This window comes from Nocardia sp. NPDC088792 (genome assembly GCF_044750615.1).
Lineage (GTDB): Bacteria > Actinomycetota > Actinomycetes > Mycobacteriales > Mycobacteriaceae > Nocardia.
This window is the reverse complement of sequence record NZ_JBIVKC010000005.1, coordinates 1-14465: the sequence shown is the minus strand read 5'-3', so window position 1 is coordinate 14465 and position 14465 is coordinate 1. Positions and strand designations below refer to the sequence as shown.

Below are 14465 nucleotides of genomic sequence, written 5' to 3'. Positions count from 1 at the left end.
TGGAGATCGTGACTTCGCAGTTGAACGCACCCTCCGGTATCGACCTGTCCTTCGTAGATCAGGCTGTCCGTGTGCAGGATGACCTGTTCGCGCACGTCAACGGCAAATGGCTGGACACTCACGAGATACCGGCCGATCGCGCGGTCGACGGCGCCTTCCGCACGCTGTACGACCAGGCCGAGAAGGATGTCCAGCAGATCATCCAGGACGCTTCCGCCGCCGATGCCGCGCCCGGCACCGAAGAGCGCAAGATCGGCGACCTCTACAACAGCTTCATGGACGAGGCCGCCGTCGCGGCGGCCGGTCTGACCCCGATCGCCGAGGAACTGGCCGCCGTCGCCGCCGTCTCGGACCGCTCCGAGTTCGCGGCGCTCATCGGCCGCCTGCAGCGCACCGGCGTGGGTGGCGCGGTGTCCTTCTATGTCGACACAGACGACAAGAACTCCGAGCGCTACCTGGTGCACGTCTCCCAGTCCGGGATCGGCTTGCCCGACGAGTCCTACTACCACAAGGACGAGTACGCGGAGATCCGCGCGAAGTACGTTGCGCACACCCGCCGCATGTTCGAACTGGCCGGTCTGGACTACGACGCGCAGCGCGTCTTCGACCTGGAGGCCAAGCTGGCCGCAGGGCACTGGGATGTGGTGCGCCGCCGTGATGCCGAGTTGAGCTACAACCTCACCACCTTCGACGCGCTGACCACCGAGAACCCCGAATTCGACTGGGCCGCGTGGACTTCGGCGCTGGCCGCGGGCGTGGATCGTTCCGGCGCGGAGTTGTTCGCCGAACTGGTGGTGCGCCAGCCGGATTACCTGCGCACCTTCGCCCAGTTGTGGGCGTCGGAGTCCTTGGATGACTGGAAGGCCTGGGCGGCTTGGCGTGTCGTGAAGGCCCGCGCCTCCTACCTGACCGCCGACCTGGTGGAGCAGAACTTCGACTTCTACGGCCGCACCCTCACCGGCGCGCAGGAGAACCGGGAGCGCTGGAAGCGTGGCGTGTCCCTGGTGCAGGACCTGCTCGGTGAGGCGGTCGGCAAACTGTATGTGGCCCGGCACTTCCCGCCGGAGGCCAAGGCCCGCATGGTCGACCTGGTGGCCAACCTGCAGGAGGCGTACCGCCGCAATATCTCCCAGCTGGAGTGGATGGGTCCGGATACCCGGCAGGCGGCCCTGGCCAAGCTGGAGAAGTTCACCCCGAAGATCGGCTACCCGGACGAGTGGCGTGACTACTCCGCGATCACGGTCGACCCGGCCGACCTGGTCGGCAATTACCGCAGCGGCTATGCGGCCGATCACGATCGCGATCTGAACAAGCTGGGCGGCGCGGTGGACCGCGGCGAGTGGTTCATGACCCCGCAGACGGTGAACGCCTATTACAACCCGGGCATGAACGAGATCGTCTTCCCCGCGGCCATTCTGCAGCCCCCGTTCTTCGACATGAACGCCGACGACGCCGCCAATTACGGCGGCATCGGCGCGGTCATCGGCCACGAGATCGGTCACGGCTTCGACGATCAGGGCTCGAAGTACGACGGCGACGGCAACATGATCGACTGGTGGACCGAATCGGACCGCACCGAATTCGGCAAGCGCACCAAGGCCCTCATCGCCCAGTACAACCAGTTCACCCCGAAGGATCTCTCCGAAGACCACAAGGTCAACGGCGAGTTCACCATCGGCGAGAACATCGGCGATCTGGGTGGCCTCACCATCGCCCTGGAGGCCTACAAGATCGCCCTGGAGGGCAAGGACTCCCCCGTCCTCGACGACCTCACCGGCCTGCAGCGCGTCTTCTTCGGCTGGGCCCAGGTCTGGCGCACCAAGGCCCGCGCCGAGGAGGCCATCCGCCGTCTCGCCGTGGACCCGCACTCCCCGCCCGAGTTCCGCTGCAACGGCGTGGTCCGCAACCTGGACACCTTCCACGAAGCGTTCAACGTGAAACAAGGCGACGCCCTCTACCTCGACCCGGCGGAGCGCGTGAAGATCTGGTAGCCCCCCGCGCTGGAATCTCGTGCCCCCGTCCGCGGACGGGGGCACGAGCCCGTCAAGAGATGCGCTCTTCGGTATCCGCGTCGAAGAAGAACAGTTCGTCCTGCTTGGGAGTCAGGGACAGGCGGTCGCCGAGGGCGACGCGGAAGCGGCGGTCGACCCGGGCGACGACGCGGCCGGAGCGGCTGGACCATTCGGCGGTGACGCCGTGGGAGTAGAGGAAGGATTCGGAGCCGAGTTCTTCCAGCAGTTCGACCTCGACGGTGAGGGCGTTCTCGCCGCCGGCGGCGACCTCCCAGGATTCCGGGCGGATGCCGATGATCACGTTCTTGCCGGTGACGGTGCGCGGCAAGGGGATTCGCAGCTCGTTCAGGACCGCCTGCCCGTCCTGGACCGGCGCGGTCAGCAGGTTCATGCCCGGTGAGCCGATGAAGCCCGCGACGAAGGTGTTGACCGGGTTGTCGTAGAGCTCGCGCGGGGCCGCGATCTGTTGCAGTCTGCCGTCTTTCATCACGGCTACCCGGTGGCCCATGGTCATGGCCTCGACCTGGTCGTGGGTGACGTAGACCGTGGTGGTACCGAGGCGTTTCTGCAGGGCCGCGATCTGCGAGCGGGTGCTGACCCGGAGTTTGGCGTCCAGGTTGGACAGCGGTTCGTCCATGCAGAAGACCTGGGGCCGGCGCACGATGGCGCGGCCCATCGCGACGCGCTGGCGTTGCCCGCCGGACAGTTTCGCGGGCTTGCGGTCGAGGAGGTCTTCGAGTTCCAGCATGGCGGCGGCCTCCTCGACCCGGATGCGGGTGTCCGCCTTGCTCATTCCCGCATTACGCAGTGCGAAGCCCATGTTCGCGGCCACGGTCATGTTCGGGTAGAGCGCGTAGCTCTGGAAGACCATGGCCACATCGCGGGCCCGCGGCGGCAGGCCGGTCACGTCCTGCCCGCCGATGCGGATGTGGCCGCCGGTCACCGCTTCGAGGCCCGCCAGCATGCGCAGACTGGTGGATTTGCCACAGCCCGAAGGGCCGACCAGCACCAGGAATTCGCCGTCGGCGATCTCGATGTTCAGGTCGTCCACCGCGGGGCCGGGCGTACCCGGATAGGTGAGGGAAACACCCTCGAACTGCACAGTCGCCATGCCGGCGGATCTCCTTGTGTCTCACCACCTGTCAGGCGGTTGCTGATTACTTGGGCAGTTTGGGCGTGATCTGCCGGTCGATGATGGTCTGCAGCTGCTTGCCGATATCGGCGAAAGTGGCTGCCGTATCCCGGTTCTGCAGGCCCATCTGCTCGAGGCCGGTGCCGATGATCTGATCGCCGCCGGGTACGAAGACGCGCGCGTAGTTCTGCGGCTTGGTCAGCGGCAGCTGGTCGATGGCGGTCTTGAAGTGCGGGTTCTTGGCCAGGAAGTCCACCATGCCGGGTTCCTGCGCCGCCGACTTGCGCACCGGCACGTACCCGGTGGCCTGCGAGAAGTACGCCGTATTGGTGGTATCGGTGATGAAGTCGATGAACTTCAGCGCGTTCTCCTTGCGGGCGTCGCTGATCCGCGACGGAATCGCCAGGCCCGCACCGCCGGTGGTGCAGCCCGCCAGTCCGTTCGGGTGCGGCAGGAAGCCGGTGCCGAACTCCACCTTGCCCGCGGAGCTGGTGTCGATGGCCTTCAGATCGCCGGTGGAGCCGATGGCGGAGGCGATGATGCCGTTGCCGAAGTCCACCGCGTAGGTGGGGCGGATGCTGGCGTACTTCTTGGTGTTCATGGAGTCGCGCAGGTAGTTGCCGGCGGCGAGGGTGGCGGGATCGTCGAACTTCAGCTTCCATTCGTCGGAGTAGGCGCCGCCGAAGGTCCAGATCGGTCCCTGGAAGGTCCAGGCCAGGTAGTTCTTGGCGTCGCCCCAGCCGTGCGCCCACTTACCGCCGCCGAGCACGCTCTGGATCTTCGGGCCCCACTCGTCGAATTCGGCCCAGCTGTCCGGGGTGCGGTCGGGCAGCCCGGCCTTGGCCCAGACGTCCTTGTTGTAGTAGAAGATCTGCGTCGAGCGCGCGTACGGCAGCGCCCAGGTCTTGCCGTTGAACTTGTAGTCGCCGACGAAGGTGTCCACGTAGTCGGACACGTTCACGCCCGCGGCCGAGAAGTGGCTGTCCAGCGGTTCGATGGCGCCGTTGAGCGCGTAGTTGAACCACCAGACGTCGGACAGGATCACCACGTCCGGCAGCTCGCCGCCGGTGAGCGCCGCGTTGAACTTGGTCGCGACCTCCTCGTAGTTCTTGCCCGCGTCGACCAGGTCGACCTTCAGGTCCGGGTACTTGGCTTCGAAGCGCTTGATCAGCTCGTTTTCCTGATCCTTCGAGGTACCGGGGTGATTGGACCAGAAGGTAATGGTCTTCGAGTCGCCACCCTGCGTACCGCCGCCGCCGGTACCGGCGCAGGCGGTCAGCGCGACCGCGCCCGCGGCCGCGCCGGCGAGGCCTAGGAACCCGCGTCGGGACAATGCGGGCAGACGTGATTCGGGCACAGGAATCTCCTTCTGGGACTTAACCCTTGACCGCACCGGAGGTGAGGCCCTTGATCATTTGGCGCTGCAGCGCGAGGAAGACGATGAGGATGGGCAGCATGGTCAGCACGACGCCGGCCATGACCGGCCCCCAGTTGGTGACGCTGGGGTTCTCGGTGTTCTGCAACAGGGTCAGGCCGACCGGCAGGGTCGCGACGCGCGCGTCGTCGGCCATGAGGAACGGCCACAGGTATTCGTTCCACTCGTTGACCAGCGTCACCACGGCGAACGCCACCATGGTCGGTCCGGACATGGGCAGCACCACCCGGGTGAGCAGCCGCCACCAGCCGGCGCCGTCCATGCGCGCGGCCTCGATCACTTCACCGGGCAGCGACAGGAAGTGATTGCGCATGAGGAAGGTGCCGAAGGCGACGCCGCAGAGCGGAATGATGATGCCCTGGAAGGTGTTCCGCCAGCCCAGCTGGGCGATGAGGGCGTAGTTGGAGATGATGGTGATCTGGTTGGGCACCATGAGCGCCGCGATGATCACCAGGAACACGATGTTCTTGCCCGGGAAGCGCAGGAACACCAGCCCGTAGGCGCTGAACACGCCGAGCACGAACTTCACGGCGGACACGATGCCGGTGACGATGATCGAGTTCCGCAGGAACTGCCAGAACGGCAGTGTGGTGGTGGCGTCGTGATAGTTCGAGGCGAGCCAATGTTTCGGCCAGTAGGTGACGGGCTGGGTGTAGACCTCGGAGTGCGCCATGAACGAGCGCGTGAGGATGTAGTACAGCGGGACGCCGACGATGATCAGCACGCACAGCATGGCGGCGTAGCCGAAGACCTTCGCCCACAGGTCCCGATTGTCGTTGAGCCGGTTCACTTCTCGTCTCCTCGGTCCATCATGCGTACCTGCACCACGGTCACGATCAGCAGCGCCAGGAACATGATGGTGGCGACGGCCGCCCCGTATCCGGCGCGCTGGTTGACCCAGGACTCGCGATAGACCTGATAGATCATGGTGGTGGTGCCGGTGCCGATCGGCCCGCCGCGGGTCATCACATTGATGAGGTCGAAGACCTGCAACGAGTTGAGCAGCACGGTGATCGACAGGAAGTAGGTGGTGGGCCGCAATTGCGGCAGCAGCACCCGGCTGAAGGTGGTCCAGCGGCTCGCGCCGTCGATCTCGGCGGCCTCCATCAGGTCGGCCCGGACTCCTTGCAGCGCCGCCAGGTAGATGACGAAGCTGTAGCCCAGGTTCTTCCAGATGTAGGTGACCGTGATCATGAACAGCGCCCAGTGCGGGTTCTGCACGAAGTCGGGTGAGTGAATTCCCAGCTTCTGCAACAGGTCCGGGATCAGCCCGAAGCCGGGGTCGAAGATGAACTGGAAGCCCACGCCGATGGCCGCTCCGGAGATGACGTAGGGCGCGAAGATGGCGGACCGGACGATATTGCGCCCGAGCAGTTTGCGATCCAGCAGCAGGGCCAGCCCCAGTCCCAGCACCATGCTGCCGAGGACGGCGGCGACCGTGAAGATCACGGTATTGCCGACGATCTGCCAGGAGTCGTCGCGGCGGAACCACTCCGTGTAGTTGTCGAAACCGACCCAGCTCAGGCTGGTCGCGGAGAGGTTCCAGTCGGTGAAGGACAGCCGGACGTTGTCGATCAGCGGCCGGTAGACGAACAGTCCCAGCAGGATCAGGTTGGGTGCGACGAGCACGGCGAACAGCGCATAGTCCTGCCATGGTCGGCTGCGCCGGCCACGCCCTCTGGGCTGTGGCAGGACTCGTTCGGGGTGTGATCGCACCCGCGCACTGTCGCGATCTTTGGCAAATAGCCGGTTAATCAGGGATACCGACAATGCGGACATGCGGCGAATAATACGATTGAGTAACCGCTTTCGAGCATGAAACGGATGAACGTCAGATCAACAACAAGGGGCCCCGCCATCCGGCGGGGCCCCTTGTCCGTCTGTGTGGAACGTCAGTTCCAGTCGCTCCAGCCGTCACCGGTGAAGGTGCCGCCGTTGGTGTTCTTCACGATGACCGGGTCGCCCTTCTTGGCGTTCTCGAAGTACCACTTGGCGTTCTCCGTGGAGACGTTCAAGCACCCGTGCGAGGTGTCCGAAACACCCTGCTGCGCAACACTCCACGGTGCGGCGTGCAGGAAGATGCCGTTGTTGGCCATGCGGCTCGCGTACTCGACCTCGAGCCGGTACCCCTCGGCGGCGGTGCTGGGCACACCGTAGGTGGCGGAATCCATGATCATCTTGCGATTCATCTCGCTGATGATGTAGGTCCCGTTCGGGGTCTCGTGCCCCGCCTTGCCCATGGAGGTGGGCATGGTCTTCACGACGTCACCGTTGCGGGTGACGGTGATGGTCTCGGTGGCGTCGTCGGCGGTGGCCACGAGGGCGTCGCCGATGTGGTAGGCGACGTCCGTGCCGCCCGCGGAGACGGTCACGTCGGTCCCGGCCGGCCAGAACTGCTCGGGCCGCCAGCGCACCTGCTTGTCGCTCAGCCAGTAGAAGTGGCCGTCCACCTTGTTGGTGGAAGTGATGCGGATGGCCTTCTCGGCGGTGGCGTGATCCGTCACCGGGTCCTTGAAGTTGATGATGACCGGCATGGCCACGCCGACGGTGTCACCGTCACCGGGGGTGATGTTGGGGGCGGCGAAGTTCGCCGGCGGCACGGGCGACTTGGCGTTCGGATCGGTGGGCAGCGAACCCGGTGCGGGCTGCGGCATGACGGCGGAGGGCACGCCCGGGATATCCGGCCCGCCCGGCCATAGCGGTGCGGCTGCGGCCGGTCCGGCCACCACGGCTCCGGTCGCCGCGATGGCAGCGAGGGCGATCAGTCCCGTTCTCCGGTACCGGGTAACTCGCACAGCTTGGTCCTCTCTGTACCGCCTCTCCGTGACTTCAGCGCACGGCTGAGAGCCGTGGACAGTTGCGTACGCGGCGGTGGTTTGGCGAGCAACCCGATTTTGGGCGTACCCCACGAGTTACCCGGAACTTGCGAAATCAGTTGTAACCAGCATCCATTACTACCGCGCGAGGCGCGGTAGTCCAATCGTGTTCTGCCAGTTATGCATACCAACTTCCTGGTGTGGAACAGGTCACATTGATTGGTACGGCCGTCCAGGATGGCGCGAATGCGCCGATGACACCGGCGATTCCCCGGCGCCGGCGGGCGTGCGCCCGGTTGTGGAGCGGTCGCTTCCGCAAACCTGGTTGTGATCGAAATCACTGGAGTCGCAGCGATGTTGCGCCCCATCGGAATTCGGCGACCACCTGGTCAGGACGCGGCGACCTCGAATGTTATCGCGGCGTGCGGACCGGTCGCGATGTTGTGTGGCACCGTCCACGGCACCCGCCCGCGCGCGAAACGCGGAGACAGCCGTAGCCGCACCGTATTCAGCACCGTCGCCAGCACGATGCGCATTTCGTACTCCGCCAGCGCCGCCCCGATACACCGCCGGTGCCCGCCCCCGAAGGGCGCGAATTCGAATGGGCTGTAGTGCCGTTCGAGGAAACGCTCGGGCCGGAACAACCGCGGCGCCTCCCACACTGTCGCATCGGAGTGCAGCAGCGGCACAATCAGCCCCATGGTGTCCCCGGTCACCAGCGCCGTGCCCCGCAGCGTGAAATCACCGGTGAGCCTGCGCAATACGATCGGCACCGGCGGATGCAGGCGCAGCGTCTCCTGGCAGACCGCATCCAGATAGGGCAGTTCGGCCAGTTCGCCCGGATCGAGATCCGTTCCGGCCGCGGCCAATTCCGTACGCAACCGCGCCAGCGTCGCCGGTTCGCGATGCAGCCGGTACAACGCCCAGACCAGGGCGGTGGCCGTCGTCTCGTGCCCGGCCACCAGCAGGGTGCGCACCTGCTCGCGCAGCTCCGTATCGGTCATCGCGGTCCCGTCCGCGTAGCGGGTAGCCAGCAATAACGCCAGCACATCCGAGCCATCGTGGCCGGCCTGGCCGCTGCCGGCCCGCCGCCGCGCGATATCGGCGTCGATGAGTGCGTCGAGCCGATCCCGCGCCGCGCGGAACCGCTCCCACCCGGACAATCCGAGTAGATTGCGCCGCAGCGCCGGCGCCAGCATCAGCACTCCACTGAACGAAGTGACGAAATCCATTGTGGCGACGGTGTATTCGGCCTGTCGCCGTGCATCGTCGATGCCGAATACCGCGGCCAGGATCACCCGCAGCGTCATGGCGCGCGCCGCGGCGCGCGCATCCACCCGTGCTCCGGGCCGCCACGCCTGTCCGGTGCGGTCGCCGTTCAACTCGGCCCGGGTCACGTCGCGGATCACGGTGCCGTAGTGCGCGATCCGGGTGTGGTGGAAGGCGGGGGCGAGCAGCGCCCGTTCCGGTCGATGCTTCTCCGGCCGGGCGAGGATCAGCGAGGCCGCGCCCACCATGGGCTCGATGGGGTTGGGCAGCGGCGGCGCGAGCAGGTCGATCGGCGCGCGGAAGAGTTCTCGTGCGCCCGCCGGGGTGCCGGTGCAGACGCAGGTGCCGAGTCCCGGGAATCGGATGCGGAACGGATCGCCGTCGCGTGCCCGCCGCCAGCGGAAGTAGTGCTCCAGATCGAGCCCGCCGGTGCCCATACTGCTTTATACGACATGCACCGACGGCCCGGTTCGATACGCGCCCCGCAGGTCGTGTAACCATGGGGAGCAAGTCCGAATTGTGCGGTTTCCATCAGTTGAGGCGAGGATTGCCCGTGTTGCGTAGGCAGCTCACCGCTCGGATCGCGCTGCCCGCGATCTCCGCCGTCCTGTTGCTCGCGGGCGCCGCGGCGCTCACCGGCTGCGGCTCCACCATCTCCGGCACCCCGCAGGCCGTCTCCGGGAATCCCGGTAAGCCGCCGGGCAAGACGGGCCCCGGCAGCACCACCACCCCCGGCGCGCCGGCCGCGCCCACCACCACCGCCCGCGCCGACAAGGGCGGCAACACCGACTTCCAGGCGAGCGTCGGTGACTGCGTGAAGCTCGGCGGCACCACGGACAACGCCACCATCGCCAAGGAACCCTGCGGCAGTCAGGACGCCAATTACAAGGTGATCGGCAAGGCGCCCTCGAACACCCAGTGCCCCAAGGATGTCGACCAGGCCTACTACGAGACCGTCAACGGCCTCGAAACGGGCGCACTGTGTCTCGATGTCGACTGGGTGGTCGGCGACTGCTTCGATGTCGGCGGTGACGATCCGCACCGCATCCCCTGCGGCACGCCCGGCGTCACCGACGGCGTGCATGTGCTCGCGATCCTGCCCAACAGCATCAGCCTCGACGATTGCACCGTCGGCGACAGCGGCTATGTGTACCGGGACCGCAGGACGGTCGTCTGCGTCGGGGCCTTGTAGCTCGCGGACGAGAACTTGTAGCTCGCACACAAAGAAGGAGGCGGTGATCCCGGATCACCGCCTCCTCCTGTGTCTTTCGCCGATCAGATCGGGCGGTAGCCCGCGCCGATACTGCCGCGATTGTTGATGTCGTTCATGATCGACGACATATTGGTGCCGACCTCGGGGCCGAAGCAGGCCACGGCCAGGTAGGCGTTCACCATGCCGACGAGCGTGGTGCCCACGACAACCGGTGCGCCGGAGTCACCTTCGACGACGCACATCTGGCTCCAGGTCTCCACACTGGTGTCGAAGACGTCGCCCCAGGAGATGCCGCAGGTATTGCCGGTGGTGCGGCCTTCCTTGCAGACGATCATCGGGAATCCGGGCGGGCCGCCCAGTCCGGTGATCGTCACGTTCCCGATGTGGTTGACCGGAATGATGCGGCCCGGATCGAACTGGATGATCGCGTAGTCCAGGTCGTGGTCGGAGTACACGAAGGTGCCGATCTGCCCTGCGCCGCGGTCCTTTTCGGCCCATACCTTGGCGCCCGGATCGCCACAGTGCCCGGCGGTGAGGCCGACCAGCCGGCCGGCGCCGTCGTATCCGACTGTGGTGACGGTGCATTCGAACATGTCATCGATGATGATCCCGGAACCGCCGCCGATGACGGCCGGAGCGGGGTCGGCGTTCGCGGTTCCGGCGCCGAGCAGCGCTGTGCTCAGGACGGCGAAAACACCGACCACCCCGGCGAATTTCCTGATCATGACCCTCCAGACGTCGGAAGCGCTCGCGAATCGAACGTGACTGCCCTCATCCTGCCCTCATCCTGTCAGTATTCGGGCCAGGTCGACGGTTGTACTGCCACATGTTGCCGAGCCGTGTCCTGCACCGCGAAGCGTCGGTTAGCTAGTTGGATGTAGTTATCGGATCAATAGGCATCGGGTATCGATTTCCGATAAATTCAATCCGATTAATTCTTACCTAGAAGGTCTTCAGAAGTTCTGAAGTTGCGGCGGAAAGTATCAAACTAGAACAAGTTCTAGATAACTGCCTGGTTCTTTGGGCGAGAAACCAACTCTGATGTGGCTGTTCACAGCGGTACGCCGAAAGTGATCCGGGTCTATGACGGGAACCACAATCGGTGATGTGTTTTTTCTAACTCCGTAGTAGGGTGCGTCAAGCAAACAGTCGTCGGAGGCGGGTAACTCCGGCGTCGAGAGGGGTAGCCAGTGCAGTTGAGCAAGAGCCTGGATGGGCAGGGGAGCCCAACCGAATCACGGGCGAATCTCGCCCTGGATTGGGCAAAGGGCTACTGGCGGGATCACCCCCAGGCATCGCTGGAAACCGGCGGCCGCATGATCACCATGGGTGTGGCCGCGGTGGCCGAACTCTTCATCGCCATCTTCCGCAGGCGTTTCCCCTTCAAAGAGTTCGTGCGGCAGTGCGCCTTCATGGCCAATGTCGCCGCCGCCCCCACCCTGCTGGTCGCCATTCCGATCGGCGTCATCGTCTCCATTCAGGTCGGCTCGGTCGCCGGACAGGTGGGCGCCACCTCGTTCATCGGCGCCGCCAACGGGCTCGGCATCATCCAGCAGGGCGCGCCCCTGGTCACCTCCCTCATGATCGCCGGCGCGGTCGGCTCCGCCATCTGCGCCGACCTCGGCTCCCGCACCATCCGCGAGGAGATCGACGCCATGAAGGTGATGGGCGTCGACCCCATGCGACGGCTGGTCGCCCCGCGTCTCGGCGCCGCCATGCTGGTCTCCGTACTCCTCTGCGGCTTCGTGGTTTTCGTCGGCTTTCTGACCGGCTACATCTTCAATATCTTCGCGCAGAACGGCACGCCGGGCTCCTATATCGGCACCTTCTCCTCATTCGCGGTAACCCTCGATCTCTTTGTGGCGCTGCTGAAGTCGCTCATCTTCGGACTGCTGGCCGCCATCATCGCCTGCGACGCGGGGCTCAATGCCCGCGGCGGGCCGGGCGGCGTGGCGAACGCGGTCAACACCGCGGTGGTCATGTCGGCCGTCATGCTCTTCGGCACCAATCTGGCCCTCACCCAGATCTACAACTCCCTGTTCCCCCCGCAGGTGGTCTGAGACGTGTCTGCAACTTATGTTCCCCCGCTGCTGCGGCCGTTCCAGCGTCTCCGGGGCGCGGCCACCGCGCCCCGGGACTGGCTGGCCCGCATCGGCCATCAGGTCTTCTTCTTCCTGCGCTCGATCGGCTCCATGCCGATGGCGTTCAAGCACTACCCCAAGGAAGTCTGGCGCCTGCTGTCCGACGTCACCTGGGGCAACGGCAATCTCGTCGTCGGTGGCGGCACCATCGGCATCGTGCTGATCCTGTCCGCGTTCGGCGGTATGACGGTCGGCATCCAGGGCTACACCTCGCTCAACCTGCTCGGCCTGGCGCCGCTGACCGGCGCCATCTCCGCCTTCGCCACCACCCGGGAACTCGGGCCCATGCTGGCCACGGTCGCCTTCGCGGCGCAGGCCGGCTGCCGGTTCACCGCCCAGCTGGGCGCCATGCGCATCTCCGAGGAGATCGACGCGCTGGAATCGGTTGCCATCCGGCCGCTTCCGTACCTGGTGAGCACCCGCATGATGGCGGCCATGATCGCCATCGTGCCGCTGTACTGCCTGGCGCTGCCGTTCGCGTACATCGCGTGCTCGCTGACGGTGACGCTGGTCGGCGGTACCGCGACAGGCACCTTCCAGCACTACTTCTATGAGTTCCTGATACCTCACGATGTGCTGTACTCACTGCTGAAGGCGATCATCTTCGTCGCGATCACCACGTTCATCCAGTGCTACTACGGGTTTTTCGCCTCGGGCGGCCCGGAGGGCGTGGGTGTCGCGGCCGGTCGCGCCATCAAGCTCTGCATCATCGCGGTCGTCTTCGCGGACCTCTTCATGACCTTGGCCATCTGGGGCGTCAACCCCGGAATCCGCATCTCGGGATAGGGGGCGCGAAATGATCATCGATCCGAGCGGGCGCGGCCCGACCATGCGGCAACTGCTGCTCGCGGGCGTCGCGGGCCTCGTGGTGTTCGCCCTCATCCTGGGTTTCCTGATGGCGCGGTACAAGGGCTATCTCGTACCGAAGGTCAATGTCACCGCCAACCTCACCACCACCGGTGACGGCCTGCCCGCCGACGCGGACGTGAAGTTCCGCGGCGTGCTGGTGGGTGCGGTGAAGGATGTCTCGGTCGCGAATCAGGGTGAACTGCAAGAGGTTCACATCGAGATGAAGCCCGAATTCGTGACCGGCATCCCGGCCAATGTCACCGCCCGGGTGGTGCCGTCCAACCTGTTCGCGGTCACCTCGGTCGAACTCGTCTACAACGGTTCGGACGCCACGCACCTGAAGGAGGGTTCGCAGATCTCCGAGGACAAGTCCGAGGGCACCATCGCCCTGCAGGACACGCTCACCACGGTGCGCAATATCCTCGGCAAGATCGATCCGGTGCAGTTCGGCCGGGTGCTCGGCACCCTGTCCTACGCCCTCGACGGCAGCGGCCGCATGCCCGGCTCCAGCATCGAGCGAATCGACAACTGGCTGCAGCAGACCCGCGCCTCGGTGCCGGATCTGGGCGGCTTCCTCGACGACTTCTCCACCTCCTTCCACGCGCTCAACCAGTCCGCGCCGGAACTCATGGACGTGCTGCAGGAATCGGTGAAGACCGCGCAGACCATCTCCGATCGCCGGGCCGAGCTGATCTCGCTCATCACCGGCGCCTCCGGCACCGTCGACAAGGTCAACGCGCTGTTCGCCCGGAACCCCAACGTGGGCAAGGACGTCACCGTCGGCACCAGCGCCCTGTTCGGCGCGCTGGCCAGCAACCCGGATGCCATCCCACAGGCCATCTCCAACCTGAACGACTCGGTCCGCAAGCTGAACACCACGTTCCACTGGGGACCGCAGCGCCAGATGATCTGGAACATGGGCATCACCTTCACGCCGTACAAGCCGTACACACGTGACGACTGCCCGCGCTACGGCGACCTCGCCGCGCCCAGCTGCGGCACCGCGCCGCTGGTCTCGGATCCGGGCACGCTGCCGGAGTCGTTGCGCCCCAAGGCGCTCGACTCGGCCGCCGGCCTGCCGAAGAGCCCGCCGCCGCCGGGCTTCCCCAGCATTCCGGGCCTCAATACCGATATCACGCAGCCGGGCCAGAACCCGCAGCCGGGCAACCCCTTCGCGGGCACCCCGCTGGAGGGCCTGTTCCCGAACCTGAACATCCCGGGCCTGCCCGGCGCACCTGCCGCACCCGCCGTTCCCGCCGCGCCGGCAAGCCAGCCGGCCCCGCAGCCCGGCGCCGCACCGCAGGCCGGAGCGATCGCCTATGCCGGCGATGACGCCATCACCGCCCTGCTCGGCCGGCGTCCCACCGCGGCCGAATACCTGCTGCTGAGCTCGATTCTGAGGGGTGGAACGTTGACCGTGTCCGAAAGCGGGGCGGGTAAGTGAGTATTCGCAAGCCGCTGATCGGCTTCAGCCTCTTCGCCATCGTGTCGATTCTGGTGACCGCGGTCATCTGGAACACGTTGGCGCGCACCGTGAGTGGCAGTACCGACACTTACTCGGCGACCTTCACCGATGTGCTCGGCCTGCGTGTGGGCGA

General features: G+C 65.9%; 12 protein-coding genes and 1 pseudogene. 6 read left to right on the top strand and 7 right to left on the bottom strand.

The window, feature by feature from the left end; translation table 11 throughout:
* Nucleotides 1-8: 8 nt before the first annotated feature.
* A complete protein-coding gene (locus ACIP5Y_RS32265; RefSeq protein ID WP_400355909.1) occupies nt 9-1991 on the top strand; it encodes a M13 family metallopeptidase in 1983 nt (660 codons plus the stop codon).
* A gap of 52 nt (nt 1992-2043) precedes the next feature.
* Here ACIP5Y_RS32265 and ACIP5Y_RS32260 read toward each other — a convergent pair whose 3' ends face one another.
* From ACIP5Y_RS32260 to ACIP5Y_RS32235, 6 genes are all read right to left on the bottom strand, one after another.
* Complete coding sequence (locus ACIP5Y_RS32260) at nt 2044-3123, bottom strand: ABC transporter ATP-binding protein (protein WP_400355907.1); 1080 nt, start codon at nt 3121-3123, stop codon at nt 2044-2046.
* 46 nt (nt 3124-3169) lie between these two features.
* Nucleotides 3170-4486 (bottom strand): ABC transporter substrate-binding protein, encoded by a 1317-nt coding sequence (locus ACIP5Y_RS32255; RefSeq protein WP_400356913.1) that lies wholly within the window; start codon nt 4484-4486, stop codon nt 3170-3172.
* 34 nt (nt 4487-4520) lie between these two features.
* The gene (locus ACIP5Y_RS32250; RefSeq protein ID WP_400356912.1) at nt 4521-5312 is read right to left on the bottom strand and encodes a carbohydrate ABC transporter permease; all 792 of its coding nucleotides are present in this window, start codon (nt 5310-5312) and stop codon (nt 4521-4523) included.
* Nucleotides 5313-5365: 53 nt separating this feature from the next.
* Nucleotides 5366-6295, bottom strand: coding sequence for a carbohydrate ABC transporter permease (locus tag ACIP5Y_RS32245; RefSeq protein ID WP_400355905.1), 930 nt, complete (start codon nt 6293-6295; stop codon nt 5366-5368).
* Between the two features lie 176 nt (nt 6296-6471).
* Complete coding sequence (locus tag ACIP5Y_RS32240) at nt 6472-7374, bottom strand: Ig-like domain-containing protein (protein WP_400355903.1); 903 nt, start codon at nt 7372-7374, stop codon at nt 6472-6474.
* Between the two features lie 410 nt (nt 7375-7784).
* A complete protein-coding gene (locus ACIP5Y_RS32235) occupies nt 7785-9101 on the bottom strand; it encodes a cytochrome P450 (protein ID WP_400355902.1) in 1317 nt (438 codons plus the stop codon).
* 116 nt (nt 9102-9217) lie between these two features.
* Here ACIP5Y_RS32235 and ACIP5Y_RS32230 point away from each other — a divergent pair, with 116 nt between their 5' ends.
* Nucleotides 9218-9856 carry a hypothetical protein gene (locus tag ACIP5Y_RS32230; protein ID WP_400355901.1) on the top strand — a complete coding sequence of 213 codons (639 nt, stop codon included), beginning with the start codon at nt 9218-9220 and terminating at the stop codon, nt 9854-9856.
* Between the two features lie 83 nt (nt 9857-9939).
* On the opposite strand, the gene ACIP5Y_RS32225 is transcribed toward ACIP5Y_RS32230, so the two are convergent.
* Nucleotides 9940-10602: a serine protease gene (locus tag ACIP5Y_RS32225; RefSeq protein WP_400355899.1), complete on the bottom strand. Its 663-nt coding sequence runs from the start codon at nt 10600-10602 to the stop codon at nt 9940-9942.
* 471 nt (nt 10603-11073) lie between these two features.
* Here ACIP5Y_RS32225 and ACIP5Y_RS32220 point away from each other — a divergent pair, with 471 nt between their 5' ends.
* The 4 genes and pseudogenes from ACIP5Y_RS32220 to ACIP5Y_RS32205 all read left to right on the top strand — a co-directional run.
* Nucleotides 11074-11937, top strand: a complete 864-nt coding sequence (locus ACIP5Y_RS32220) for an MlaE family ABC transporter permease (RefSeq protein WP_400356911.1) — start codon at nt 11074-11076, stop codon at nt 11935-11937.
* 3 nt (nt 11938-11940) lie between these two features.
* Nucleotides 11941-12804 carry an MlaE family ABC transporter permease gene (locus ACIP5Y_RS32215; protein WP_400355898.1) on the top strand — a complete coding sequence of 288 codons (864 nt, stop codon included), beginning with the start codon at nt 11941-11943 and terminating at the stop codon, nt 12802-12804.
* Nucleotides 12805-12814: 10 nt separating this feature from the next.
* Nucleotides 12815-14311 (top strand): MlaD family protein, encoded by a 1497-nt coding sequence (locus ACIP5Y_RS32210; RefSeq protein ID WP_400355896.1) that lies wholly within the window; start codon nt 12815-12817, stop codon nt 14309-14311.
* Nucleotides 14308-14465: pseudogene (locus tag ACIP5Y_RS32205) on the top strand (mammalian cell entry protein); the annotation flags it as partial. The gene ACIP5Y_RS32210 and the pseudogene ACIP5Y_RS32205, both read left to right, overlap by 4 nt.

Bases quoted from the DNA above. Each gene is read 5' to 3' on its own strand.
- ACIP5Y_RS32250 (WP_400356912.1), bottom strand. From the start codon at position 5,312: ATGCTGTGCGTGCTGATCATCGTCGGCGTCCCGCTGTACTACATCCTC.
- ACIP5Y_RS32235 (WP_400355902.1), bottom strand. From the start codon at position 9,101: ATGGGCACCGGCGGGCTCGATCTGGAGCACTACTTCCGCTGGCGGCGG.
- ACIP5Y_RS32225 (WP_400355899.1), bottom strand. From the start codon at position 10,602: ATGATCAGGAAATTCGCCGGGGTGGTCGGTGTTTTCGCCGTCCTGAGC.
- ACIP5Y_RS32260 (WP_400355907.1), bottom strand. From the start codon at position 3,123: ATGGCGACTGTGCAGTTCGAGGGTGTTTCCCTCACCTATCCGGGTACG.
- ACIP5Y_RS32210 (WP_400355896.1), top strand. From the start codon at position 12,815: ATGATCATCGATCCGAGCGGGCGCGGCCCGACCATGCGGCAACTGCTG.